24 protein-coding genes are annotated in these 24,756 nt (G+C 75.6%); 16 read left to right on the plus strand and 8 right to left on the minus strand.

Going from position 1 to position 24,756, the window contains the following annotated elements:
* The first annotated feature begins 182 nt into the window (after positions 1 to 182).
* The 3 genes from ABT160_RS14100 to ABT160_RS14110 all read left to right on the plus strand — a co-directional run bounded on the left by ABT160_RS14100 (position 183) and on the right by ABT160_RS14110 (position 3,105).
* Complete coding sequence (locus ABT160_RS14100; RefSeq protein ID WP_351647255.1) at positions 183 to 1,031, plus strand: COG4315 family predicted lipoprotein; 849 nt, start codon at positions 183 to 185, stop codon at positions 1,029 to 1,031.
* 47 nt (positions 1,032 to 1,078) lie between these two features.
* Positions 1,079 to 1,681 (plus strand): class F sortase, encoded by a 603-nt coding sequence (locus ABT160_RS14105; protein WP_351647257.1) that lies wholly within the window; start codon positions 1,079 to 1,081, stop codon positions 1,679 to 1,681.
* A 143-nt stretch (positions 1,682 to 1,824) separates the two neighbouring features.
* Positions 1,825 to 3,105: a glycoside hydrolase family 64 protein gene (locus ABT160_RS14110; RefSeq protein ID WP_502984223.1), complete on the plus strand. Its 1,281-nt coding sequence runs from the start codon at positions 1,825 to 1,827 to the stop codon at positions 3,103 to 3,105.
* 45 nt (positions 3,106 to 3,150) lie between these two features.
* Here ABT160_RS14110 and ABT160_RS14115 read toward each other — a convergent pair whose 3' ends face one another.
* The 7 genes from ABT160_RS14115 to ABT160_RS14145 all read right to left on the minus strand — a co-directional run bounded on the left by ABT160_RS14115 (position 3,151) and on the right by ABT160_RS14145 (position 10,962).
* Positions 3,151 to 3,714 carry a GNAT family N-acetyltransferase gene (locus ABT160_RS14115; RefSeq protein ID WP_351647259.1) on the minus strand — a complete coding sequence of 188 codons (564 nt, stop codon included), beginning with the start codon at positions 3,712 to 3,714 and terminating at the stop codon, positions 3,151 to 3,153.
* A complete protein-coding gene (locus ABT160_RS14120) occupies positions 3,711 to 5,444 on the minus strand; it encodes an IucA/IucC family protein (protein WP_351647261.1) in 1,734 nt (577 codons plus the stop codon). Before ABT160_RS14120 ends, ABT160_RS14115 begins: the two co-directional genes overlap by 4 nt.
* 118 nt (positions 5,445 to 5,562) lie before the next feature.
* The gene (locus ABT160_RS14125) at positions 5,563 to 6,954 is read right to left on the minus strand and encodes a lysine N(6)-hydroxylase/L-ornithine N(5)-oxygenase family protein (RefSeq protein WP_351647263.1); all 1,392 of its coding nucleotides are present in this window, start codon (positions 6,952 to 6,954) and stop codon (positions 5,563 to 5,565) included.
* Positions 6,951 to 8,495, minus strand: coding sequence for a pyridoxal phosphate-dependent decarboxylase family protein (locus ABT160_RS14130; RefSeq protein ID WP_351647265.1), 1,545 nt, complete (start codon positions 8,493 to 8,495; stop codon positions 6,951 to 6,953). The genes ABT160_RS14125 and ABT160_RS14130 overlap by 4 nt, the downstream gene beginning before the upstream one ends.
* Positions 8,492 to 8,770 carry a hypothetical protein gene (locus ABT160_RS14135; RefSeq protein WP_351647266.1) on the minus strand — a complete coding sequence of 93 codons (279 nt, stop codon included), beginning with the start codon at positions 8,768 to 8,770 and terminating at the stop codon, positions 8,492 to 8,494. The genes ABT160_RS14130 and ABT160_RS14135 overlap by 4 nt, the downstream gene beginning before the upstream one ends.
* 294 nt (positions 8,771 to 9,064) lie before the next feature.
* Positions 9,065 to 10,177 carry a sensor histidine kinase gene (locus ABT160_RS14140; protein ID WP_351647268.1) on the minus strand — a complete coding sequence of 371 codons (1,113 nt, stop codon included), beginning with the start codon at positions 10,175 to 10,177 and terminating at the stop codon, positions 9,065 to 9,067.
* A complete protein-coding gene (locus tag ABT160_RS14145; RefSeq protein ID WP_351647270.1) occupies positions 10,174 to 10,962 on the minus strand; it encodes a response regulator transcription factor in 789 nt (262 codons plus the stop codon). Before ABT160_RS14145 ends, ABT160_RS14140 begins: the two co-directional genes overlap by 4 nt.
* A 154-nt stretch (positions 10,963 to 11,116) precedes the next feature.
* Here ABT160_RS14145 and ABT160_RS14150 point away from each other — a divergent pair, with 154 nt between their 5' ends.
* The 8 genes from ABT160_RS14150 (at position 11,117) to ABT160_RS14185 (ending at position 19,177) form a co-directional block, all read left to right on the plus strand.
* Positions 11,117 to 12,130, plus strand: coding sequence for a glutathione S-transferase family protein (locus ABT160_RS14150; protein ID WP_351647272.1), 1,014 nt, complete (start codon positions 11,117 to 11,119; stop codon positions 12,128 to 12,130).
* Complete coding sequence (locus ABT160_RS14155; RefSeq protein WP_351647274.1) at positions 12,127 to 13,716, plus strand: FMN-binding glutamate synthase family protein; 1,590 nt, start codon at positions 12,127 to 12,129, stop codon at positions 13,714 to 13,716. The genes ABT160_RS14150 and ABT160_RS14155 overlap by 4 nt, the downstream gene beginning before the upstream one ends.
* 277 nt (positions 13,717 to 13,993) lie before the next feature.
* On the plus strand, positions 13,994 to 15,289 hold the full coding sequence (locus tag ABT160_RS14160) for an ATP-binding protein (RefSeq protein ID WP_351647276.1): 1,296 nt from the start codon (positions 13,994 to 13,996) through the stop codon (positions 15,287 to 15,289).
* Positions 15,286 to 15,732 carry a roadblock/LC7 domain-containing protein gene (locus ABT160_RS14165; RefSeq protein ID WP_351647278.1) on the plus strand — a complete coding sequence of 149 codons (447 nt, stop codon included), beginning with the start codon at positions 15,286 to 15,288 and terminating at the stop codon, positions 15,730 to 15,732. The genes ABT160_RS14160 and ABT160_RS14165 overlap by 4 nt, the downstream gene beginning before the upstream one ends.
* Positions 15,729 to 16,100 carry a DUF742 domain-containing protein gene (locus ABT160_RS14170; RefSeq protein ID WP_351647280.1) on the plus strand — a complete coding sequence of 124 codons (372 nt, stop codon included), beginning with the start codon at positions 15,729 to 15,731 and terminating at the stop codon, positions 16,098 to 16,100. The genes ABT160_RS14165 and ABT160_RS14170 overlap by 4 nt, the downstream gene beginning before the upstream one ends.
* A 61-nt stretch (positions 16,101 to 16,161) precedes the next feature.
* Positions 16,162 to 16,713, plus strand: a complete 552-nt coding sequence (locus tag ABT160_RS14175; protein ID WP_351647410.1) for a GTP-binding protein — start codon at positions 16,162 to 16,164, stop codon at positions 16,711 to 16,713.
* On the plus strand, positions 16,710 to 17,954 hold the full coding sequence (locus tag ABT160_RS14180; RefSeq protein WP_351647282.1) for a cytochrome P450: 1,245 nt from the start codon (positions 16,710 to 16,712) through the stop codon (positions 17,952 to 17,954). Before ABT160_RS14175 ends, ABT160_RS14180 begins: the two co-directional genes overlap by 4 nt.
* On the plus strand, positions 17,951 to 19,177 hold the full coding sequence (locus ABT160_RS14185) for a cytochrome P450 family protein (RefSeq protein WP_351647283.1): 1,227 nt from the start codon (positions 17,951 to 17,953) through the stop codon (positions 19,175 to 19,177). Before ABT160_RS14180 ends, ABT160_RS14185 begins: the two co-directional genes overlap by 4 nt.
* Before the next feature lie 44 nt (positions 19,178 to 19,221).
* Here ABT160_RS14185 and ABT160_RS14190 read toward each other — a convergent pair whose 3' ends face one another.
* Complete coding sequence (locus ABT160_RS14190; RefSeq protein ID WP_351647285.1) at positions 19,222 to 20,676, minus strand: IclR family transcriptional regulator domain-containing protein; 1,455 nt, start codon at positions 20,674 to 20,676, stop codon at positions 19,222 to 19,224.
* Positions 20,677 to 20,862: 186 nt separating this feature from the next.
* Between ABT160_RS14190 and ABT160_RS14195 the strand changes: the two genes are divergently transcribed.
* Genes ABT160_RS14195 through pcaG form a run of 5 tightly spaced genes read left to right on the plus strand, consistent with a single transcriptional unit; the run spans position 20,863 to position 24,753 of the window.
* Complete coding sequence (locus ABT160_RS14195; protein WP_351647287.1) at positions 20,863 to 21,564, plus strand: CoA transferase subunit A; 702 nt, start codon at positions 20,863 to 20,865, stop codon at positions 21,562 to 21,564.
* Complete coding sequence (locus tag ABT160_RS14200; protein ID WP_351647289.1) at positions 21,561 to 22,202, plus strand: CoA transferase subunit B; 642 nt, start codon at positions 21,561 to 21,563, stop codon at positions 22,200 to 22,202. The genes ABT160_RS14195 and ABT160_RS14200 overlap by 4 nt, the downstream gene beginning before the upstream one ends.
* Positions 22,203 to 22,257: 55 nt before the next feature.
* Entirely contained in the window at positions 22,258 to 23,448 is a 1,191-nt protein-coding gene (locus tag ABT160_RS14205) for a thiolase family protein (protein ID WP_351647291.1), read from the plus strand.
* Positions 23,449 to 23,452: 4 nt separating this feature from the next.
* On the plus strand, positions 23,453 to 24,226 hold the full coding sequence (gene pcaH / locus ABT160_RS14210) for a protocatechuate 3,4-dioxygenase subunit beta (RefSeq protein WP_351647293.1): 774 nt from the start codon (positions 23,453 to 23,455) through the stop codon (positions 24,224 to 24,226).
* Positions 24,226 to 24,753, plus strand: coding sequence for a protocatechuate 3,4-dioxygenase subunit alpha (gene pcaG / locus ABT160_RS14215; protein ID WP_351647295.1), 528 nt, complete (start codon positions 24,226 to 24,228; stop codon positions 24,751 to 24,753). Before pcaH ends, pcaG begins: the two co-directional genes overlap by 1 nt.
* The last annotated feature ends 3 nt before the right edge of the window (positions 24,754 to 24,756 follow it).

The raw sequence follows: 24,756 nt of genomic DNA on the forward strand, positions 1-24,756 counted from the left end.
CGTGCCGCGACGGGCGCCGCGCACCGCCCACCCGGCGGCGCGCGGCGCCCGTCCGCGCGTCCGGGGCGGCCGTCGCGCAGCGTGACCGGCGTCCCCCGTTCGGCCCACTGCGGTCGCCGGTCCCCGGCCGGGCGACTGATGTGTACGGGGAGGGGGGTTCCCGACAGCGAGGGCTCAGGCACATGCACCGTCACGCATCCCGGACGGCCGCGCTCGCCGCGGCCGCGACGATCCTCTGCGCCCTGGGCGCGGGCACCGCGGCGGCCGTGGAGCGGCCCACCGAGCCGGGCGAACTCACCCTGATCGACACCCCCGGCGGCCGTGCGCTCGCCGACAAGGACGGCAACCCGCTGTACCTCAGGGAGGCCGACCAGCCCGACACGCCCGACTGCACGGGCGACTGCGCCACCACCTGGCCGGCCGCCGTCGGCTACCCGACCAAGGCGGACGGCGTCACCGGTGACACCGCGCAGACCCCGGGCAACGCCGAGGGCGCGGAGCAGCCGCAGGTCATCTACGACACGCACCCGCTCTACTACTACAAGGACGACCAGCCCCGGCAGCCCAAGGGCCAGGCGGTGGAGGGCTGGAGCCTGATCGCGGCGGACGGCACCCCGCTGCCCGCTGCCCCGGCCGCCGACGCCTCGGCCAGCGCCTCGCCGTCCGGCTCCGCCGAGGCCTCCGCGTCGGCCGCGGCCACCCCCGGCGCGTCCACGCCCGCCGCCGACCCGTCGGCGTCCACCGGCGCGAGCACCGGTACGGGCACGGACCCGAGCGCGTCCACCGGCGCCGACTCCGGCACCACCGGCGACACCCCCACGGCCGCGCCGTCCGACGGCTCCGGCGTGGGCTCGCTGCGGGCCACCCCGTCCGGTGCCGCCCGCGGCGGCGCCGACCGGGCGACCGCCTCCACGGCCGACGCCGGCGCCGCCGAGTACGCCCTGGCCATCGGCGCGACCAGCGCCGCGGCCGCCGGCGCGATCCTGGTGATCCGCCGCCACCAGCGGCGCGAGCGGGGCGGGCGGTCCTGAGCCGCGCACGCCTGACGGCGGCCGGGGCGCTGTTCACCGTCTCCGCGGTGTGCGTCCTGGCCGCCGTGCTGCTGTACGCGCGCCCGCAGGCGGCCCCCGACCCGGTGCCGCCGCCGCGCCCGCTGCGGGGGGTCGCCGACCCGCCCTCGCTGCCGGTGCGGCTGAGGATCGAGGCGCTGGGCGTGGACGCGGAGGTGCTGGCCCTCGCCCTGGACGCGCGGGGCGCGCTGGAGGTGCCGGCCTTCCCGGACGCGATGAAGGTCGGGTGGTACGCGCTGGGCCCGCGGCCCGGCACCCCGGGGCCCGCCGTGTTCGTCGGGCACCGGGACGCCCCGGCCGCGGCCCGGGGCGCGTTCCGGGACGCGGTGTTCGCGGGTCTCGGGCGGCTGCGGCCCGGGGACACGGTGGAGACGCTGCGCGGCGACGGACACCGGCTGCGCTTCCGGGTGACGGCCGTGGACACGTACCGCACCGCGTCCTTCCCCACGGAGAAGGTCTACGGTCCGGCGCGCGGCGCCCAGTTGAGGCTGATCACCTGCGGGGGCGCGGTCGACCGCCGTACCGGCCACTGGGACTCGAACGTGGTGGTGAGCGCGCGCCTCGACCAGGGCGCGGCGGGCCGCGAACGGGCCGCCTCCGGCGCGCGGTGATCCACCGCGGCGAGGCGCGGTGGGCGCACCCGGACGTCCCCAACCAGCCCGTGCTGCAAGGGCGTTGACAACCGGAGTGTGGCGCACCGATTCTTGAGAGCGCTCTCAAGAGCCGAGGGGACCCCCACACCCGAGGAGGACACGTGAGCCGCACCGCCCCCGCGCGACCCCCGCACCCCGCACCCGTCCCGCACCCGCCTCGCCGTCCGCGCCCCGCCCGCCGCGCCCCGGCGGTGCTGGCCGCCGTGCTCGCGCTGACGGCGGGCGGCGCCGTCGCGCACGCCGACGCCCCCGTCTCCGGCGCCCCGGCCTCCGACGCGCCCGCCGCTCCGGCGACGATCCCGCTGACGATCACCAACAACTCCGGCCGCGCCGACACCGTCTACGTCTACAACCTGGGCACCGAACTGTCCTCGGGCCGCCAGGGCTGGGCCGACGCGGCCGGCACCTTCCACCCCTGGCCGGCCGGCGGCAACCCGCCCACCCCGGCGCCGGACGCCTCCCTCGCGGTGCCCGCGACCGGACAGTCCCGCACGATACGGATCCCCAAGCTCTCCGGCCGGATCTACTTCTCGTACGGACAGAAGCTGGATTTCCGCCTCACCACCGGCGGCCTGGTGCAGCCCGCCGTGCAGAACCCGAGCGACCCCAACCGGAACATCCTCTTCAACTGGTCCGAGTACACACTGAACGACGCCGGACTGTGGCTGAACAGCACACAGGTCGACATGTTCTCCGCGCCCTACTCCGTCGGCGTCACCGGCGCCGACGGCGCGACCCGCAGCGCGGGACGGCTGAAGCCCGGCGGCTACCGGGGCGTGGTCGACACGCTCAGGGCGCGCCCCGGCGGCTGGGCCAACCTGGTCCAGACCCGTTCCGACGGCACCGTCCTGCGCGTCCTCTCGCCGGGCCACGGCGTCGGCACGGGCGCCCTGCCCGCCGGGACGATGGCCGACTACATCGACCGGGTGTGGCGGAAGTACGCGACCAGCGCGCTCACCGTCACCCCGTTCGCCGACCAGCCGAACGTCCGCTACACCGGCCGGGTCTCGGGCGGCACCATGAACTTCACCAACGCCCAGGGCGCCGTGGTGACGTCCTTCCAGAAGCCCGACTCCGACAGCGTGTTCGGCTGCCACAAGCTGCTCGACGCCCCCAACGACCAGGTGCGCGGCCCGATCTCGCGCACCCTCTGCGCGGGCTTCAACCGCACCACCCTGCTGACCAACCCCAGCCAGCCGGACACCTCGGCGGCCGGCTTCTACCAGGACGCGGTCACCAACCAGTACGCGCGCGAGATCCACGCGCGCATGGCGGACGGCAGGGCCTACGCGTTCGCCTTCGACGACGTCGGCGCCCACGAGTCGCTGGTGCACGACGGCAACCCGCAGAAGGCGTCCGTCACCCTGGACCCGTTCGACTGACCCACCGGCGCGCGCGGCGTCCCGTACGGCATGCCCGTACGGGCGTCACGCCGGGCGCTCGCGGACCATGAACGCGGCCCGCTTGTCCGGCAGGTCCAGGTCCCGCACCCGGCGGAACCCGGCGCGCTCGAAGGCCCGCACCGAGCGGGTGTTGCGCACGTCGGGCTCGGCCACCACGCGCTCGGCGTACGCCTCCACCGACAGCTGCCAGTCGGAGACCGCCCGCAGCAGCCGCGCGCCCAGCCCCCGGCCCCGGAACCGGGAGGTCCCGAGCAGCAGGTGCACGCCCGCGTCGCGCGGCCGGGCCGGGTAGTGGACGGCCAGCGGGTCCAGGTCCGCCCGGTACAGCTCCCAGTAGCTCATCGCCTCCCCGTCCAGGCAGCCCAGGTACGGGGTGGAGTGGGCGCTGAGCACCTGCCGGCGCAGGTACGCCTCGATGCGCGGCGCGGGCTGCGCCATCTCCCAGAAGCGCGCCACCTCCGGGTCGTTCATCCACCCGTGCACCAGGTCGCGGTCGCGTCCCGGGTCCACCGGCCGCAGGGTGAAGGCCGTCCCGTCGTCCAGCGCGGTGGCGGCGACGTCGGGGAGCCGATGCGGGGGAGTGGTCATCGAAGGGCCTCCGGAAGCGGGTTGGCGAGGTCCACGTACACGGACTGCGAGCTCAGCGGCCCGGTCAGCTCGTCCATGCCGCGCACCCGGGTCAGCAGGTTGGCCTTGCAGCGCAGCACGCTCGCCGAGCGCAGCAGCCCGGCCAGGCGCAGCCGGGGCCCGTGCTCGGCCACGAGCCCGCGCAGCCGCTCGTCCAGGACGCGCAGCAGGTCGCGCTCGTCGGCCAGCCCGGCGGCGCCCAGCGCGCCCGCCGTGCCCAGCGCGTTGTTGACGCCCACGTAGTACGCGAGCCGCTCGTCGATCACGTCGTCGTCCACGTAGGTGCCCAGGTCGCGCCCCACGTCAGGCACCCACCGGTACAGGGCCGCGCTGCGCGCGGGCGAGAAGTAGTAGCCCTGGTTGTCGCGGTAGCGCCCGCCGGCCGGCCAGCCCTCCGCGTCGAGCACGACCAGGGTGTTCTGCTGGTGGGCCTCCAGGCCGAGCCCGTAGACGGCGTACAGCCACAGCACCGGCACGACGGTGGCGTCCAGGTAGCGCCCGTACCACTCGCGCGCCACCTCGTGCACCGGCCGCCCGGTCCGCCCGGCCAGGTCCCGCACCAGCGTCTCCAGGAGCGAGCGCCCGTCCGGCAGGTCCGGGCGTACGGAGACCAGCCCGGCCGTGCACGCCACCGCGTCCCCCGCGCCGAACGGGTTGTCGCGCACCACCACGTCCAGGCCCGTCGGCGCCCCGTCGGGACCGTCCACCGCCAGCCACCCCGGATCGCGCACCACGTCGAAGCCCGGGTGCGCCCGGCGCAGCTCCGCGCCGAGCCCCGCGTCGAGCAGCCGGTGCACCGCGAGGCCGCGCACCAGCTCCTGGCGCAGGTTCTCCCGGCGGGAGTTGGTGATCCGCAGGCCCAGCGAGAACTTCAGCATCACGGCGGCGTCGGCCCGGTACAGCGTGCGCACCGAGGACGTCGGCGACCAGGCCGGGCCCGAGGGCCCCAGGTCCCGCAGCAGGCCCGCGTCGAACAGGGCCCGCACCCCGGGCCGGGTGCGCACCTCGCGGGCCTGCCAGGGGTGCGCCGGGACCAGGACCGTGCCGGGCGGCGGCTCGCGCCGCGCGTACGCGCGCATCAGGGCGTCCAGCGGGGTGGCGCGGGCGCAGTCGGCGGAGACGACCGAGGGGTCGGCGGCGAACCAGTGCAGCGGGAACGCGCCGCGCAGCTCCGGCGAGTACGCGGCCGCCTCCGCGTCGCTCAGGCCCTCGCGGCTCTTGGGCGTCGGGTGCAGCGGATGGCCCAGCAGCAGGGCCTGTTCGGCGGCGAGGAACGGGGTGGTGCCGGGCGGGTCGTGCGGGGCCAGGGCCCGTTCCCGTACGAACACGGCGACGCGGCGCACCGAGTCGGCGACCCGGCCGGTCAGGTCCGCGACGGCGGCCGGGTCGGCGGCGGAGGTCTCCAGGGCGAGCAGCGCGGCGAGCGCGGGCGCGGCCAGCGGCGTTCCGGAGGCCAGCCGGGCCGCTCCGAAGCGGTGCCAGCCGGTGGCCGACCAGTAGTGCACCGGGGCCTCGACGGACGTGGCGGAGGCGGGCAGTTCGAGGGTGAGGGTGCCGTCCCCGGGCGCGGGCAGGCCCCGCTCGCGCACCCAGCAGCGCAGCAGGTTCTCGGTGGCGGCGGCGTCGGCGACCGCGTCCGCGGCCGCCCCGGTTATGGAGGGGGCGGGGGGCTGGTGGGGCGTGCGGCTCATGCGGTCTCTCTCCGTGGGGTGCGCGGCCGTGGGGTGCCGAAGGGCGGGGCGCGGCCCCGGACGGGAGCGCCCCGGTCCGGGGGCCGGACCGGGGCGCCGGGCGGGTGTCCCGGGGTGGTCAGGCGGGCCGGTGGCGGGTGGCCCCGGCGCGGGAGGCGTGGGCGAGCGGGGTCCCCGGCTCGCGCAGCCCGAACGTGGTGAAGGCGGTGCGGCTGGGCAGAGCGTAGACGTCCTTCCCGGTGAGCGCGTTGAGCACGACGGCGGAGCGCCAGGCGGCGAGCCCGAGGTCGGGGGCGCCGACGCCGTGGGTGTGCCGCTCGGCGTTCTGCACGAACACGCTGCCGGTGACGGGGCCGCCGAGCACCAGCCGGTGCGCCTCGTCGACCCGCGGGCGGCCCGCCGCGTCCCGTTCCAGGTGGGGGAGGAGCGGTGCGAGGAGGCCGTCCAGGGGCCGCTCGGCGTAGCCGGTGGCGCACACCACCGCGTCCGTGACCAGGCTCCCGCCGGTCTCCTGCTCGGCGTGGGAGACGTCGAGTCCGAGGCGTCCTTCGGGGGTGCGCCGGACCTCGTCGACGCTGACGCCCGGCGTCAGGACGGCGTCGGGCCAGCCGCCGTCCAGGGTGCGCAGGTACAGCTCGTCGTGGATCTCGCCGAGGGTGTCCCCGCTGACGCCCTTGTGCAACTGCCACTGCCCGGGCACCAGTCGGTCGCGCACGTCCTCGGAGAGCCCGTGGAAGTAGCGGGTGTAGTCGGGGGTGAACTGCTCCAGGCCCAGCTTGCTGTACTCCATGGGCGCGAACGCGGGCGTGCGGGCGATCCAGGTCAGCCCCTCGTGGCCGCGCGGCCGGTGGCGCAGCAGGTCGAGGAAGACCTCGGCGCCGGACTGCCCGGAGCCCACGACGCTCACGTGCCGCGCGGCGAGCAGCCGTTCGCGCACCCGCAGGTAGTCGCCGGAGTGCCAGACGGGCGCCGCCGGGTCGTCGGCGAGCGCCCGCAACGGCGTGGGCACCCGGGGCGCGGTGCCCACGCCGAGCACCACGTTGCGGGCGAAGGCCCGGCCGACGGCCTCGGCGCCGCCGTCCGGGCCGGTCCGGGTGAAGTCCACCTCGAACGCCTCGCGTGCGGCGTCCCAGCGGACCGTGTCCACCTGGTGGCCGAAGCGGCAGGAGTCCAGCTCCTCGCTGACCCAGCGGCAGTACGCGTCGTACTCGGCGCGCCGGATGTGGAAGCGCTCGGCGAAGTAGAACGGGAACAGCCGCTCCCTGGCCTTGAGCCAGTTCACGAACGACCAGGGGCTGGTCGGCTCCACCAGGCTCACCAGGTCGGCCAGGTAGGGCACTTGCAGGGTGGATCCGTCGATCAGCAGACCGGGGTGCCAGCGGAAGCCGTGCTGCCGCTCCAGGAACGCGGTGCGCAGCCCGGGCACCCCGTCGGCGAGCGCGGCCAGCGAGAGGTTGAACGGGCCTATGCCCACGCCGAGCAGGTCCAGCGGCGGTTCGGCGGTGCTCATCGGTGCTCTCCAGGGGGTGCGTGCCCGGCCGTCGGCCGGGGCGCTTCGGACGGCTTGCGGGGGTCGACCACCCGCGCCGGGGCGGGGGACGGGGTGGTGCGCGGCAGGGCGTCGGCGTACTCGGCGACCAGGTCGAGGAGCCCGGTGAGGTCGTCGGCGTCGGCGCGCGGGTGCAGCAGCGTCGCCTTGAGCCAGAGCCGCCGGGTGCCGTCCGCGTCGGCGGCCCTGGCCCGGCCGAGGACCGCCCGGCCCTCGGCCAGCAGCACGCGGCGGATCTCGGCGACCAGCGCGTCGCCGCCGTCGGGCAGGTCGTCGGCGGCGAGCGGACGGAAGAGGACCGTGCTGATGCCCGGCGAGCGCGGGTGCGCGCGCAGCGCCGGGTGCCGCTCCACGGCGGCGGCCAGCGCCCCGGCCGTGCGGACGCAGTGCTCCACCAGGGTGCCGAGCCCGTCGCGGCCCAGCGCGCGCAGGGTGACCGCGATCTTCAGGGCGTCGGGGCGCCGGGAGGTGCGGATCGAGCGGCCGAGCAGGTCGGGCAGCCCGGCCTCGGTGTCGTCCTCGGCGTTCAGGTAGTCGGCCCGCAGCGCCAGGTCGTCCAGGAGCGCGGTGTCGGCGACGGCGAGGACCCCGGCGGCGACCGGCTGCCAGCCGAGCTTGTGCAGGTCCAGGGTGACCGAGACGGCCGCCCCGAGCCCGGCGAGCCGGGGCGCCAGGTGGTCGCTGAACAGCAGCGGGCCCCCGTAGGCGGCGTCCACGTGCAGCTCGGCGCCGTGCGCGGCGCAGACCCGGGCGATCTCCTGGAGCGGGTCGATCAGGCCCTCGTCGGTGGTCCCGGCGGTCGCGACGACGAGCAGCGGGCCGGTGCGGCCGGCCAGGGCGCGGTCCAGGTCCGCCGGGTCGAGGGTGCCGCCGGGGCAGTCCACGGTGACGGGCGCGGGAAGGCCGAGGGTCCAGGCGGCCCGGTGGACGCTGTGGTGGGCGGCCGAGCCGCACACGACGGTGAGCGGGACCGTCCCGGCGGCCCGGGCGCGCTCCCGGGCGAGCAGCAGCGCCACCAGGTTGGACTCGGTGCCGCCGCTGGTGATCAGTGCGTCGGGGGAGGGGCGGCCGGGGTGGACGAGCGCGGCGAGCGCGGCGCTGACCTCGGCCTCGATCGCGGCGGCGGCCGGCGCCTGGTCCCAGGAGTCCATCGACGGGTTGAGCGCGGAGGCGGCCAGGTCGGCGGCGGCCGCGACGGCGAGCGGCGGGCAGTGCAGATGGGCGACGCAGTACGGGTCGGCGGGGTCGGCGGCGCCGCGCGCGACGGCGGTCACCAGGGTGCGCAGGGCGGCCTGGGCGCCCGTGCCGTGCCGGGGGAGTACGGGGGAGCAGGCGGCGCGCACCCGGGCGGCGACCGCCTCGGGCCCCCCGGCGGGCAGCGGCCCGCCCCGGGAGCGGGCGCCGTCGGACAGCGCGGTCAGCACCGTACGGGTCAACTCGCCCAGGACCAGCGGTCCCTGGACTCCTCCGGCGGGGGCGGTGTGCTTGCGGTCGTAGCTCATGCGGCACGCTCCAGGGTCACGGTGCGCGGGGCGGTGGCGGTCCGTCCGGGGACGGGGTGCGTCCCGGCGCAGGTCGGGGCCGGTGGCGGCAGCAGCCGGGGGGCGGCGTCGGGCAGGCCGCCCCGCTCCAGCATGGGGCCCTGGTCAAGTCGGCCCGCGCGCGGGCCGGGTGCGGAGGTGCCGATGGCGGTGCGGAGGGCGGTGCGGGCGCGGGACCCGCGTCGTGCGTGGCGGCCGAGGAGGTGGTCGAGCTGATCGACGGACGGCGTCGACATGGCGGTGCCCTTCGGTCGGCGTGCGCGGGCCCCTGAGGCGGTCCGCGATCACGGTCGACAACGTAAGTTAGGCAAGCCTTACTCATCAACTCGCTTTGCGGAGGGCGTACTCGGGAGCGGCTGGATCTTGGAGCGCGGTGGCTGGAAGGGGCGTGCGCGGACGGCGGAGCGCCCCCTCGGCCGATCGGCCGAGGGGGCGCTGACAAGGGACTCCGGTGACGGAAACCCTGCTTGATGGACCGTCAGATGAGTGACGGGGGAAGTCAGCTGACGGACGGCCCGCTTGACATACCGTCAGGCGGGTGCGGCGGGCAGCGTGACCTCGAACCGGCAGCCGCCGCGCACGTTGCGCACGTCCGCCCGTCCCGCGTGGGCCTCCACGATCCCCCGTACGATCGCGAGGCCGAGGCCCGCGCCCGCCGGGGGCGTCCGGGCCTCGCTGCCGCGCCAGCCGGTGTCGAAGACCCGGGGCAGGTCGTCGTCCGGGATGCCGCCGCAGCCGTCGGTCACCGACACCACGACCGACTCCGCCCGCCGCTCGGCCGCCACCGCGACCGTGCCGTCCGACGGGGTGTGCCGGATCGCGTTGACCAGCAGGTTCGCCAGGACCCTGGTCATCTCCCTGCCGTCCACCTCCACCGGCACGGCCGCCACCTCGCCGCCGACGAGGCGCACCCCGTGCTCCCGGGCCAGCGGGTGCGCGCCCGCGAGGGCGTCGCCCACCAGGTCGTACACCGACATCCGCACCGGGCTCAGCGCGAGGGCGCCCGCGTGGATCCGGGACAGCTCGAACAGGTCGCCCACCATCGAGTTCAGCCGGTCCACCTCGGTGCGGATCTGCCGGTGGTAGCGCGCGGGGTCGTCCACCACGCCGTCCTCCAGCGCCTCCGACATGGCCCGCAGCCCGGCCAGCGGGGTGCGCAGGTCGTGCGAGATCCACGCCACCAGCTCCCGCCGCGAGGCCTCCAGGGCCCGCTCGCGCTCCCGGGACGCCGCGAGCCGCTCGCTGGCCGCGGTCAGCTCCCGCCTCAGGTCCGCCAGTTCGGCGGGCGGATCGCCCGCGGGCGCGGTGAACGTACCGCCGTCCCCGAACGCCCGGGCGGCCACGGACAGTTCGCGGCAGGCCACCACCACGCGCCGGCCCAGCAGCAGCGCGGTCGGCACCGACACGACCGCCGACACGGCCACCACCGTGGTGACGACCGCGAGGTCGTGGGCGTTGAGGAACATCGCCCAGGCCACCGTCAGGGTGCCCGCCAGCATCGCGCCGGCCGCCACGACCGACACCACTGCCAGCGAGGCGGCCACCGAGCGCCGCCGCAGCAGCCGCAGCGCGAGCGCCCCGAGCAGCCCGGCCACGGCCGCGCCCAGGAACGCGTACAGCGCGATCAGCAGCATGTCCTTCACGCCCCGGCCCCTTCCTCCGGCGCCCCGGCCGCGTCCCGGGCCTCCCCGGCTCCTTCGGCGACCACGGCGGCCCCGGCGGCTCCGGGCCCCTCCGCGGGCTGCTCCTCCCGGGGCTCCCCGTCGAAGCGGTAGCCCGCGCCCCACACGGTCTGGATCAGCTGCGGCCTGGCCGGGTCGTCCTCGACCTTGCCGCGCAGCCGCCGCACGTGCACGGTCACCGTCGAGAGGTCGCCGAACTCCCAGCCCCACACCTCGCGCATCAGCCGCTCCCGGTCGCAGACCTGCCCCGGATGGCGCAGGAAGTGGACCAGCAGGTCGAACTCGCGGGTGGTCAGCGCGAGCTCCCGGCCGTCCTTCAGCGCCCGCCGGGCCGCCGGATCCACCTCGATCCCGGCCGCCGCCAGCCGCGGCCCGGCCGCCGGGGAGGCCGTGCGGCGCAGCACCGACTCCACCCGGAGCACCAGCTCGCGCGGGCTGAACGGCTTGGTCACGTAGTCGTCCGCGCCCAGCTCAAGGCCCAGGATCCGGTCGTCCTCGTCCCCGCGCGCCGTCAGCATGATCACCGGCACCGGGCCCCGCCCGCGCAGCTCGCGGCAGACCTCCAGGCCGTCCATGCCCGGCAGCATCAGGTCCAGGACCACCAGGTCGGGCGGCCAGCGGTCGGCCTCGCGCAGCGCCTGCAGCCCGTCGGCCGCCCGCCGCACGGTGTGACCGGCGCGCTCCAGGTACCCCGAGACGACCTCGGAGACGGTGGGGTCGTCGTCCACGACCAGGATGTTCCGCATGGATCCAGCCTCGCACCCCGGGGGCCGCGGGACCCGTCCGGAGGGCCCCGGGAGGCCGGACGTCCGCGTTTCGTAAGGTCCGGTGCGTCGCACCGGCACCAGGCGGTGGGGCGCACCGCAGACTGTACGGATCACCAGGTGAAGGAGACCCGTCATGAGCCACTCCACCGACCGCCCGGCGGACGACGCCGGGGGCCTCGGCAGCACAAGCGTCGGCAAGAAGCCCTTCAAGCGCTCCCGCAGCCACTTCCAGGACCGGATCACGGCCGACGGCCGCGACGGCTGGCCCGTCGAGGCCGGCCGCTACCGCCTCGCCGTGAGCCTGGCCTGCCCGTGGGCGAGCCGGGCGCTCGTCTCGCGGCGGCTGCTCGGCCTGGAGGAGGCGCTGCCGATAGCGGTGGCCGACCCGATCCAGGACGAGCGCAGCTGGCGCTTCACCCTCGACCCCGGCGGGCGCGACCCGGTGCTCGGCATCCGCTACCTGGCCGAGGCCTACGACGCCCGCGAGAAGGACTACCCGGGCGGCGTCAGCGTCCCGGCCGTGGTCGACGTGCCCAGCGGCAGGCTGGTCACCAACGACTACCTCCAGCTCACCCTGGACCTCGCCACCGAGTGGCGCGCCCTGCACCGGCCCGGCGCGCCCGACCTGTACCCCGAGGCGCTGCGCGAGGAGATCGACGAGGTCGCCGACGAGGTCTACGAGGACGTGAACAACGGCGTCTACCGTGCCGGGTTCGCCGTCACCCAGGACGAGTACGAGCGGGCCTACCGGGGCGTCTTCGGGCGCCTGGACCGGCTGTCCGAGCGGCTCGCCGGGCAGCGCTACCTGGTCGGCGACACCATCACCGAGGCCGACATCCGGCTCTTCACCACGCTGGTGCGCTTCGACGCCGTCTACCACGGCCACTTCAAGTGCAACCGCAACAAGCTCAGCGAGGACCCGGTGCTCTGGGCGTACGCCCGTGACCTCTACCAGACCCCCGGCTTCGGGGACACGGTCGACTTCGACCACATCAAGCGCCACTACTACCAGGTGCACACCGGCATCAACCCGACCGCGATCGTGCCCGCGGGCCCCGACCCGTCCGGCTGGCGCACCCCGCACGGGCGCGAGCGGCTCGGCGGACGCCCGTTCGGCGACGGAACCCCACCGGAGGAACCCAGGTGAGACGCAAGGCCCTCGTCCTCGCCCTGGCCGTCGCCGCGCTCGCGGCGACGGCCCTCGCCGCCACCGCCACCGCCTGGTGGTGGCTCGCCGCGGGCCCACTGCTGCTGCTGGCCGCGGTGGGCACGTACGACGTCGTCCAGCGCCGCCACGCGGTGCTGCGCAACTACCCGGTGCTCGGGCACCTGCGGTTCCTGATGGAGGCGATCCGCCCCGAGGTGCAGCAGTACTTCGTCGAGCGGGACTACGACGGGCGCCCCTACGACCGCGACACCCGCTCCACGGTCTACGAGCGGGCCAAGGGGGTCGCCGACCAGGACCCGTTCGGCACCGAGCTGTCGGTGTACGAGCCGGGCTACGAGTACTTCACGCACTCGGTCAGCCCGCGCCCCGTCCCCGACGAGCCCGTGAAGGTGCGCGTCGGCGGACCCGGGTGCAGCCGCCCGTACGACATGGCGCTGCTCAACGTGTCCGCGATGAGCTTCGGCTCGCTCTCGGCGCAGGCGGTCCTGGCGCTCAACCGGGGCGCGGCGGCGGGCGGTTTCGCCCACGACACGGGCGAGGGCGGCATCTCCGACCACCACCTGCGCCACGGCGGCGACCTCGTCTGGGAGCTCGGCACCGGGTACTTCGGCTGCCGCACGCCCCAAGGCGGCTTCGACGCGCAGGAGTTCGCCGCGAAGGCGGCCCTGGACAGCGTGCGCTGCGTGTCCCTGAAGCTCTCCCAGGGCGCCAAGCCCGGCAAGGGCGGGGTGCTGCCCGGCGCCAAGGTGACCGCGGAGATCGCCCGGGTGCGGGACGTGCCCGAGGGGCGGACCGTGGTCTCCCCGGCCTACCACCAGGTGTTCTCCACCCCGCGCGAACTCATCCGGTTCATCGCCGGGATGCGCGAGCTGGCCGGCGGCAAGCCGGCCGGGTTCAAGCTGTGCGTGGGCACCCGCAGGGACGTCCTGGCGCTGTGCAAGGCGATGCTGGAGGAGGACGTCACCCCGGACTTCATCGTGGTCGACGGCGCCGAGGGCGGTACCGGCGCGGCCCCCATGGAGTTCATGGACCACATCGGCACCCCGCTCACCGAGGGCCTCAACACCGTCCACAACGCCCTGGTGGGCACCGGGCTGCGCGACCGGGTCCGGATCGGCGCCAGCGGCAAGGTCGCCACCGGGGCCGACATCGTCAAACGGCTGGTCCAGGGCGCCGACTACACCAACGCGGCCCGGGCGATGATGTTCGCCGTCGGCTGCATCCAGGCCCAGCGCTGCCACACCAACCTCTGCCCGGTCGGCGTGGCCACCCAGGACCCGGAGCGCTCCCGGGCGCTCGACGTCGAGGACAAGTACCGCAGGGTGGAGCGCTACCAGCGGGCGACCGTGCGCAGCGCGATGGAGATCATGGCTGCGCTCGGGGTGTCCGACCCGTCCGGGCTCCGCCCCGACATGCTGCTGCGCCGCACCTCGCACCACGCCCTCGCCTCGTACGCGGAGCTCTACCCCTGGCTCGCGCCGCACCAGTTGCTGTCGCCCAGCGGCCTCCCGGCGGACTGGGAGCGGGACTGGAAGAACGCCGACCCGGACTCCTTCGCGCCGTGACGCCCGCGCCGTGGAGTGACCGCTCCGCGACGCCCGCGCCATGGCCCGCGCCGTGGAGCGACAAGTCAACAAAGCCACGCGCCCCCCGGTCGCAACCGGATGCTTCGCGTCCGGTTGCGTGACCGAGGTGGAGATCATCCGAATGAAGTCGTCCGTATAGTGGCGGTTGTTGGACAACGCGAGCTGGACGTTGACCGGTTGATCGCTAAGATCGCCGTGCTCCCGGTCGAGGCGGGGAGCCGGAACATCCGCTGGAGGGGGCTCTTTCTTCGTGGTCGTGCTCAACTACGCCGTCATCGCCACCGCGGTGCTGCTGCTGATACGGGTGCTGTTCCTGCACCGCAAGCTGGCCGCCGAGCGGGCGGGCCGCGAGCGCGAGCGGCTGCTGGCCGAGGCCCGGGGCGCCGAGGTCGCCCACCTCGCCGAGGTCCGCGCCCCCGCCATCGCCGAGCGCGTCCGCACCGGCCAGCGCCTGGAGGGCGTCCCCGGCCCGGCCCGCCCGGCCGCCGAGACCGGCGAGGACTTCGCCCGCGCCCTGCGGGCCGTGGTCGCCGGGCTCAGCTCCGACGAGGGCGTGCGCCGCGAGCGGGCCCTGCGCGACTCGGTGCAGTCCGCCTTCGAGTCCGTCGCCCGCACCATGCACGCCATGGCCTCGGTGCAGCAGCAGGTCCTCGACCACGTCGAGCGCTCCCTGGACGACCCCCGGCTGATGGCCGAGGTCATGAAGGCCGACCACGCCGCCGCCCAGATGACCCGCAAGGCCCAGACCCTGCTGGTGATGTGCGGCATCTGGCCGGCCCGCCGCGAGACCCGGCCCGTCTCCCTCTACGACTGCGTGCGCGGCGCGATGTCCCGGATCGTGGAGTTCGGCCGCGTCGAGGTGCACGGCGGCCAGACCCTGTACGTGGTGCCGCCCGCCGTCGAGGGCCTGATGCACGCGGTCGCCGAACTCCTGGAGAACGCCACGGTGTTCTCGCCCTCGCGCACCCAGGTCGTCGTCACCGTCCGCGAGGTCGGCGCCGGCGCGGTGATCGAGATCGACGACGCGGGGCTCGGCATGCCCCCGGACGTGCTGAACCAGGCGATGGCCCAGCTCCGCGACGACCTGGACCTCGCCAAGCTCGGCGCCGTGCCCCGCCTCGGCCTCGCCTGCGTCGGCCGCTGGGCCCGCGAGCTGGGCTTCAACGTCGAGCTGACCGGCGCCTCCGCCTACGGCGGCACCCGCGCCGTCACCTTCGTACCGCACCGCCTGCTGACCGAGCCGCTGGCCAACCTCGCGCCCGCCGCCCGGCAGACCCCCGAGCCCGCCGCGCCGCAGGCCCCCGCCGAGGAGGACGCCGACGCCACCGGCGGCCTGCCCAGGCGCCGCAGCCGCCGCGGCGCCCCCGCCGCGACGACCGCCCAGCCGCTGCCGGCCGCGGTCCCGGCCCCCGCACCGCTGCCCGAGGAAGGGCCCTGGAGCCCGGAGGCCGCCCGCGCCTCCATCACGAGCGTCGTCTCCGGCTCCCGGCGGGGCCGCGCCGCCCTCGGCGAACCCGACCCGTACGACGAGAAGGACGGAGCCCGGCCGTGACCGGAACCATTACGAAGCTGCCGGACCTGGGCTGGATGCTCCGCCCGCTCACCGAGATACCCGGGGTGCGGCACTGCGTGGTCGTCTCCGAGGACGGCCTGCGCCTGGGCCACGCCTCCGCCGAGGACCTCCAGGGGCCGGTCGCCCGGCTCAGCGTCGCCGAGGCCGAGGCCCTCTCCGCGGCCTGCGCCGCCATGGCCATGACCGGGCGCTCCACCGCCGCGCTGCTCTTCGGCGGCGGCGCGGCCGTGCGCCAGCTGATGCTGGAGTCCGACCACGGCTTCGTGCTCTTCACCCAGGCCGGGGTGGGCGCGCACCTGGGCGTCGCCACCGCCACGGACGCCGACGTCGGCCTGGTCGCCCAGCAGATGCAGCTCCTCGTGGCCAAGATCGGCGCGCACCTGAGCACGCAGCCGAGGGACCCGGTGACGCCGTCGTCATGACGGACCGCCGCGAGGAAACCACCCCCGCCGGCCCGCCCTCCGCCGTCCGCCCCTACGTCATCACCGGCGGGCGCGCGGACCCCGAGGGCGAGCCGCTGGCCTGGGAAGCACTGGTCATGGGCACCGAGGCGGCCTATCCGGCCGCCCTACAGCCCGAGCACCGCACCATCCTGGCGCACTGCCAGGGACTGCTGTCCGTCGCCGAGGTCGCCGCCCACCTGGGGCAGCCGCCCTCGGTGGTGCAGGTGCTGCTCTCGGACCTGCTCGACTGGGGCCTGATCGTGACCCGCCCGCCCATCCCCCCGGCCGACCGCGCCGACGTGACGATGCTGAGAAAGGTGCTCCATGGCCTCGAAAGCCATCTCTGAGGCCCGGGCCGCCGGTCCCCCCGACGGGGCGGGGGAGCAGGGGAAGTACGTCACGCCCAGCGTGACCGGCGCCGCCAAGATCCTGGTCGTCGGCCCGCTGGGGGTGGGCAAGACGACCTTCATCGGGACCGTCTCCGAGATCAAGCCGCTGTTCACCGAGGCGGTGATGACCCAGGCCGGCGCGCGCGTCGACCACGACGTCGCCGGCGCCAAGACCACCACCACGGTGGCCCTGGACTTCGGGCGGATGACGCTCGACGGCGAACTGGTCCTCTACCTCTTCGGCACGCCCGGGCAGCAGCGCTTCCTGCCCGCCTGGAAGGACCTCGCCAAGGGCGCCCTCGGCGCGCTCTGCCTGGTCGACACCCGTGACCTGGGCGCCGCCTTCGACGCCCTGGGCAACCTGGAGGACCTGGGGCTGCCGTTCGCCGTCGCGGTCAACGTCTTCCCGGACAGCCCCGACCACCCCGACCAGGAGCTGCGGGCCGCCCTCGACCTGCTCCCCGACACCCCCCTGGTGGCCTGCGACGCCCGGGACCACCGCTCCTCGGTCTCCGCGCTGATCGCCCTCGTGCGCCACCTGATAGCCACCGCCCTGGAGGGCCCCGCATGAACGCCAGCTGCCCCGTGGCCGCCGCGCAGCTGTACGGCGAGTTCGACGGCGACGCGATGCCCGCCCTGTACGAGACGCTGCGCCGCGAGCACGGCCCGGTCGCCCCGGTCACCATCGCCCCCGGCGTCTCCGCCTGGCTCGTCCTCGGCCACCGCGAACTGCTCCGCCTCACCCGCGAGGAGCAGGACTTCTCGCACGACCCGCGCCACTGGTCGCTGCTGCGCGAGGGCCGCGTCCCGGCCGACTCGCCGCTGCTGCCGATGGTCGGCTGGCGCCCGGCCCTGCTCTTCGCCGACGGCCAGCAGCACCGCCGGATGCGCTCCGCCGTCTCCGACGCCCTCGCCCGGATCAACGGCCACGAGCTGCGCCGCAGCGTCCGGGCCGCCGCCGAGCGGCTGATCGCCTCGTTCGCCGAGCGCCGGGGCGCCGACCTGGTCGCCGACTACGCCCGGCTGCTGCCGATGCGGGTGATCGCCGAACTCCTGGGCGTGGACGAGGAGACGGGCCAGGACCTGGTCGCCGCCATCGCCGGGACCGTCGTCGCCGACGCCGACTCCGCCGGGGCCAGCCGCCGCATGGGCTCGATCCTCACCGGCCTGATCCGCGAGAAGCGGCGCGCCCCCGGCAACGACATCACCTCGGCCCTGCTGCACCACCCCGCGCAGCTCACCGACGAGGAGGTGCTGCACAACCTGGTCGTGATGTTCGTCGCGGGCAACCAGACCACCGTCAACTGGATCGCCACCACCCTGCGCATCCTGCTGTGCGACCCGGGCTTCCGCTCCTCCCTGACGGTCGGTCACCTCACCGTGGACGACGCCCTCGACCTGGTCCTGTGGCGCTTCCCGCCCACCCAGAACTTCCCGGCCCGCTACGCCACCCGCGAACTGGAGTTCGGCGGTCAGCGGGTGCGCGCCGGGGACATGCTGATCCTCGGCCTGGCCGCCGCCAACGCCGACCCCGGAGTGCTGCCCGACGACGGCAGCCCGGTCGTCGGCAACCGCTCGCACCTCGCCTTCGGCGCGGGCCCGCACACCTGCCCCGCCCAGGACCCGGCCCGGCTCATCACCCGTACCGCCGTGGACACCATCCGGCACCGGCTGCCCGACCTGGAACTCGCCGTGCCCGAGTCCGACCTGGAGTGGATCAAGTCGCCCTGGAGCAAGGGGCTCGCCGCGCTCCCGGTCCGCTTCACCGACCCGCAGTTGCCCTCCGTACCGCAGTCAGGAGACGTCAGATGAGCAGTCCCCACCGCCTGGACCCCGCGGGCGGCTGCCCGCACGCGGACAACGCCCGGCTGCTCGCCCAGGGGGCCGTGACGCCCGTCGTGCTGCCCGGCGGGGTCGAGGGCGCGGCCGTGCTCGGCCACGACGCGCTGCGGGACTTCCTGGCCCACCCCGACGTCGCCAAGAACGCGCGGCACTTCACCGCCCTCGCCGAGGGCCGGGTGCCCGAGGGCTGGCCGCTGGCGACCTTCGCCACCGTGCAGGGCATGACCACCGCCGACGACGCCGACCACCGGCGGCTGCGCAACCTGGTCAGCAAGGCGTTCACCGCCCGCCGGGTGGAGGAACTGCGCCCGCGCGTCGAGGAGATGACCGCCGAACTGCTCGACCGGGTGGAGCGCGCGGCGCGCGAGAGCGAGGACGGCACCGTCGACCTGCGCCGCCACTTCGCGATGCCGCTGCCGATGGGCGTGATCTGCGAGCTGCTCGGCGTGGACGCGGAGCACCACGAGCGCCTGCACCACCTGTCCAACCAGGTGGTCGCCACCGACATCGGCCCGCAGGAGGCGATGGCCGCCAACCGCGAGCTGGTCCAGACGCTCGCGGCGGTGGCCGCCACCCGCGCCGAACTGCCCGGCGACGACCTGACCAGCGCACTGATCGCGGCCCGCGAGGAGGGCGGCGACCGGCTCAGCCAGCAGGAACTCATCGGCACCCTGCTCCTGATGATCATCGCCGGGCACGAGACCACCCTCAACCTGATCAGCAACGCGGTGCGCGCCCTGTGCACCCACCGCGAGCAGCTGGACCACGTCCGGACCGGCAAGTCCGACTGGGCCGCCGTGGTCGAGGAGACCCTGCGCTGGGACAGTCCGGTCAGCTACTTCCCCTTCCGCTACCCCACCCGGGACCTGGAGGTGGCCGGCACGGTCATCCCCCGGGGCACCCCGGTGCTCGCCGGCTACTCGGCGGCCGGGCGCGACACCGCCGCGCACGGACCGGACGCCGACCGCTTCGACGCCACCCGCGCCACGGCCGCCCGGCACATCTCGCTCGGCCACGGCCCGCACTACTGCCTGGGCGCCCCGCTCGCCCGGATGGAGGCGACCATCGCCCTCCAGCGGCTCTTCGAGCGCTTCCCCGACCTGGACCTGGCCGTCCCGGATCCCGAACTGCCGCGCCACGCCAGCTTCGTGGGCAACAGCGTGGACGAACTGCCGGTCCGGCTGGCGTTCTGACGTAGTTTCAGCGGAACACTCCGCAGGCGCCCGGCCAGAGAGGGTCACTCCGGCGGGACTTCGCCGAACCGCCCGAGCGCGTGCAGGTCCGCCTCGATCCGCGCGGCGGCGGCGCGCAGCTCCGGCAGCACCTCCTGGAGGCACTGCCCGAGCGTGCGCCGCCCGCTGTGCATGGCGACGTTCACCGCCGCGACGACCCGGCCCGCCCGGTCCCTCACCGGGACGGCCAGCGACCGCAGGCCCTCCTCCAGCTCCTCGTCGACCAGCGCGTGGCCCTCGCGCCCGACCTCGGACAGGACGGCGGCGAGGTCGACGGGCCGGGTGACGGTACGGGGCGTCAGCGCGCCCAACTGGGCTCGTCGCAGCCGTAGTTCGCGCTCGGCCTCGGGGAGGTCGGCGAGGAGCACCCGGCCCATCGAGGTCGCGTACGCGGGGAAGCGCGTCCCCAGCGTGATGGTGACGCTCATGATCCGCTCGGTGGCCACCCGGGCCGTGTAGCGGATGTCGTCGCCGTCGAGCACCGCCATCGACGCCGAGTCGTGCACCCTGCGCACCAGTTCGGCCAGGTACGGCGCGGCGGCCCCGGGCAGGCTGGTCCGGGACAGCGGCGGGCAGCCGAGCGCGAGCACGGCGGGCGTCAGCGCGAAGAGCCCGTCCCCGGACCGCACCAGGCCCAGGTGCTCCAGCGTGATCAGGGCCCGCCGCGCGGTGGCCCGGGCCAGGCCGGTCGCCCGGGCCACGTCGGAGAGGCCCAGCCGGGCCCGGCCCGCGCCGAACGCGGTCACCACGGTCAGGCCACGGGCCAGCGACTCCACGAACCCGGCGCCCAGCTCCTGCTTGGACGCCCCGGTCCAGTCCGCGAGCCCCGCCGGGTCCCGGCCGTCGTCCACCGGCGCTTCGTCGCGCAGGGCCGCCTCCATCTCCCGTACGGCGTTGTGCAGTTCAGCCCCGGCGGCGCGTCGCAGCGAGTCCGCGTCGTGCCGCCCCGTACGGCTGACCACGGCCACCGCGCAGACCTGCCGCCCGGCGCCGTCGCGCACCGGCGCGGACAGCATCAGCAGCCCCGGCTCCAGGCCCGCGCCGCCGTCGTCGGCGGGCAGCGGGTCGCCCAGGCCGAACGCGATCGACATGGCCCGCCGCCGGGTCGCCCGGTGCGCCACCCGCAGCACCGCGCCGTCCGGGACCGCAAGGACCACCGACTCGTCGAGCTCCCCGGCCAGCCGGTCCGCGACCGCGCCGGGCAGCGCGGCCGAGGCCAGGTAGGCGTTGCCCAGCTCCATCAGACGCGGCGCGAGCAGCACCTCGGAGCCCTCCACGCGGGCGTACCCCATGCGGGTCAGGGTGGCGAGGATCCGGTCCACCGTGGAGCGGGCCAGCCGGGTGGCGCGGGCCAGCTCGCCGATGCCCTGGCGGCCCCCGGCGTCGCTGAGGGCGCGCAGCACCTGGACGCCGCGGAGCAGCGGGCCGACGGCCTCGGGCGGGGGTGCGGACTCGGACATGGGGCTCCCCGGGGCGTTGACACGCGTGCCGCGCGCACGCAGACTCTGGGCGATCGAGAAATGAACTGTAGTTCACCAGGCGAACAAGCGCCAGCGGCGGCCCTCCCGAGCGGAGCCCGGCGCCCCGGCGCACCGGGGAGAGGCCATGGCAGTCGGACACGGCGGGCACGGACAGGGGCGGTACGCGTGGACAAGGTGAGCCCGAGCGCCTCGGCGGCGCTCGACGGCCTGGCGGACGGCGCCTCGCTCGCCGTCGGCGGCTTCGGCCTCAGCGGCGTGCCCAACACGCTGATCGAGGCCGTCCTCGCGCGCGGCACGCGCGGCCTGCACGTCGTCTCCAACAACTGCGGCGTCGACGGGGGAGGCCTCGGGATCCTGCTGGCCGCCGGGCGCATCGCCCGGGTCACCGGCTCGTACATCGGCGACAACAAGGAGTTCGCCCGCCAGTACCTCGCCGGCGAACTCGCGGTCGAGCTCGTCCCGCAGGGCACCCTCGCCGAACGGCTGCGGGCCGGCGGCTGCGGCGTCCCCGCCTTCTACACCCCCGCCGGAGTGGGCACCCCCGCCGCCGAGGGCAAGGAAGTGCGCTCCTTCGACGGCCGCGACCACGTCCTGGAGCACTCCCTGACCACCGACTTCGCCCTGGTGCGCGCCCACCGGGGCGACCGGCACGGCAACCTGGTCTTCCGCAAGTCCTCCCGCAACTTCAACCCGCTCGCCGCGATGGCCGGGCGGATCGCGGTGGCCGAGGTCGAACACCTCGTGGAGCCGGGCGGACTGGACCCGGACGAGGTGCACCTGCCCGGGGTGTTCGTGCAGCGCGTGGTGGCCCTCACCCCCGGACAGGCCGTCACCGGGATCGAGAAGCGGACGGTGCGAGGACGATGAGCTGGACCCGTGACCAGATGGCGGCCCGCGCCGCCGCCGAGCTGACCGACGGCTCGTACGTGAACCTGGGCATCGGACTGCCCACCCGCGTCGCCGACTTCCTGCCGCCCGGCACCGGCGTGGTGCTGCACTCCGAGAACGGACTGCTCGGCACCGGCCCCTACCCGGCCGAGGACGAGGTCGACGCCGACCTGATCAACGCGGGCAAGGAGACCGTCACCGTGCGCCCCGGCGCCGCGTTCTTCGACTCCGCGCTCTCCTTCGGCATGATCCGCGGCGGCCACATCGACACCGCCGTCCTGGGCGCCCTCCAGGTCTCCGCGCGCGGGGACCTGGCCAACTGGGCGGTCCCCGGCAAGATGGTCAAGGGCATGGGCGGCGCCATGGACCTGGTGCACGGCGCCCGCCGCGTCCTCGTCCTCACCGACCACACCGCCAAGGACGGCACCCCCAAGATCGTCGAGGAGTGCACCCTGCCGCTCACCGGCCGCGCCTGCGTCCACCGCGTCATCACCGACCTGTGCGTCCTGGACACCACCCCCGGCGGGCTCGTCCTGGTCGAACTGGCCCCCGGCGTCACCGAGTCGTACGTACGCGAACGCACCGGCGCGCCCCTCACCGCCGCGGCCCCCCGGTGACCGCGGCCCGCCCCCTCCCCGCCCCGCACCTCCGCACGACCTCCCAGGAGCTGACATGACCGACCGCCTGCGCGACGTGTACGTCGTCGACGCCGTCCGCACCCCGATCGGCAGGTTCGGCGGCGCGCTCAGCGGGGTGCGCCCCGACGACCTCGCCGCCCATGTCCTGCGCGCCCTCGTGGACCGCACCCCCGGCCTCGACCCGGCCCGCATCGACGACGTCTTCTACGGCGACGCCAACGCGGCCGGCGAGGACAACCGCGACGTGGCCCGGATGGCCGTGCTCCTGGCCGGGCTCCCCGTCACCGTGCCCGGCACCACCGTCAACCGGCTCTGCGGCTCCGGCATGGAGGCCGTCATCCAGGCCGCCCGCGCCATCGCCGTCGGCGACGCCTCCATCGCGGTCGCGGGCGGCGTGGAGTCGATGAGCCGGGCGCCCTGGGTGGTGCCCAAGCCCGAGCGCGGCTTCCCCGCCGGGCACCAGCAGATGTACTCCACGACGCTCGGCTGGCGGATGACCAACCCCCGGATGCCGAAGGAGTGGACGGTCTCGCTCGGCGAGGGCGCCGAACTCGTCGCCGACCGCTACGGCATCGACCGCGAGGCCCAGGACGCGTTCGCCCTCGCGAGCCACCGGAACGCCGCCCGCGCCTGGGCCGAGGGGCTGTACGACGGGGAGGTCGTCCCGGTCGACGGGGTGGACCTCGCCCGCGACGAGTCGATCCGCGAGAGCACCTCCGCCGAGGCCCTCGCCAAGCTCAAGCCGGTCTTCCGCGAGGGCGGCACGGTCACCGCGGGCAACTCCTCGCCGCTCAACGACGGCGCCGCCGCGCTCCTCCTGGTGGACGAGGACGGCCTGCGGGCCACCGGCCGCGAGCCGCTCGCCCGCATCGGCGCCACGGCCGTCACCGGCATCGAACCCCAGTACTTCGGCGCCGGACCCGTCGAGGCGGTCCAGCGCGCCCTGAAGAAGGCGGGACGCGGCTTCGACGCCCTGCACACCCTGGAACTGAACGAGGCCTTCGCCGCCCAGGCCCTGTCCTGCCTCAGCCAGTGGCCCGGACTCGACCCCGCCAAGGTCAACCCGCGCGGCGGCGCCCTCGCGCTCGGCCACCCGCTCGGCGCCTCCGGGGCCCGCATCACCGGCGCCGTCGCCCACCAGCTCGCCGCCGCGGGCTCCGGCACCGGCCTCGCCGCGCTCTGCATCGGCGTCGGCCAGGGACTCGCCCTCGTCCTGGAGCGCTGAGCCGATGACCACGTACGACACCGAGCCCCCCACCCAGGAGCGGATCAGCGCCGAGATCGCCGCCGTCCACCGGGCGGCGGCCGAGGCCGGGGGCCGAGGGCCGCACCCGCTCCGGGACTTCGCGCCCTACCGCTCCACCCGGCTGCGCCACCCCCGGCAGCCGCTCGTCCTCGTCGACGACCCGGACGCCGCCGAGCTCCACGGCCCCGTCTTCGGCCCCACCGACGTCGGCGCGCACGACGCCGACCTCACTGCCCAGCACCCCGGGGAGCCGCTCGGCGAGCGCATCACCGTCACCGGACGCGTCCTGGACCGCGCGGGCCGCCCCGTGCGCGGCCAGCTCGTCGAGGTCTGGCAGGCCAACGCCTCCGGCCGCTACGCCCACCCGCGCGACCGCCACCCCGCCCCCCTCGACCCCCACTTCACCGGCGCCGGACGGTGCCTGACGGACGCTCAGGGCCGGTACGCGTTCACCACCGTGCGGCCCGGCGCCTACCCCTGGCGCAACCACGACAACGCCTGGCGCCCCGCCCACATCCACTTCTCGCTCTTCGGCACGGCGTTCACCCAGCGCCTGGTCACCCAGATGTACTTCCCCGGCGACCCGCTCTTCCCGTACGACCCGATACTCCAGTCCGTCACCGACCCGGCCGACCGGGCCCGCCTGGTCGCCGCCTACGACCACCAGCTGTCCGTACCGGAGTACTCGCTGGGCTACCGCTGGGACATCGTCCTGGACGGACCCGGAGCCACCCCGCCCGACCCCGAGGAGAGCTGATGCCCGAGCCGACCCCGTCGCAGACCGTCGGGCCCTTCTTCGGCTACGCCCTGCCCTACCCGGGCGGCCCCGACGCGGCCCCGTCCGGACACCCCGCCACCCTCACCGTCCACGGCCACGTGTACGACGGCGAGGGGAGCCCGGTCCCCGACGCGCTCCTGGAGTTCTGGCAGGCCGGACCCGACGGCTCCGCCACCGGCCGCCCCGGCTCGCTGGCCCGCAACGGCGTGGACTTCACCGGCTTCGCCCGCGCCGAGACCGACGCGGCGGGCCACTGGACGGTGCGCACCCTGCCGCCGCCCGACGCCCGTCCGTACCTCTGCGTCTGCGTGTTCGCCCGCGGCCTCACCCACCACCTGTTCACCCGTCTCTACGTGCCCGGCGCGCCGGGCGACGCGCTGCTCGACGCCCTTCCCGCCGAGCGCCGTGCCACGCTGGTCGCGGCGCCCGACGGGGAGCGGACGCTGCGCTTCGACGTCCATCTGCAAGGCGAGAAGGAGACGGTCTTCCTTGTCTTCGGCAAGTGAGTC

The organism is Streptomyces sp. NPDC001941, assembly GCF_040296945.1.
Classification (GTDB): domain Bacteria; phylum Actinomycetota; class Actinomycetes; order Streptomycetales; family Streptomycetaceae; genus Streptomyces.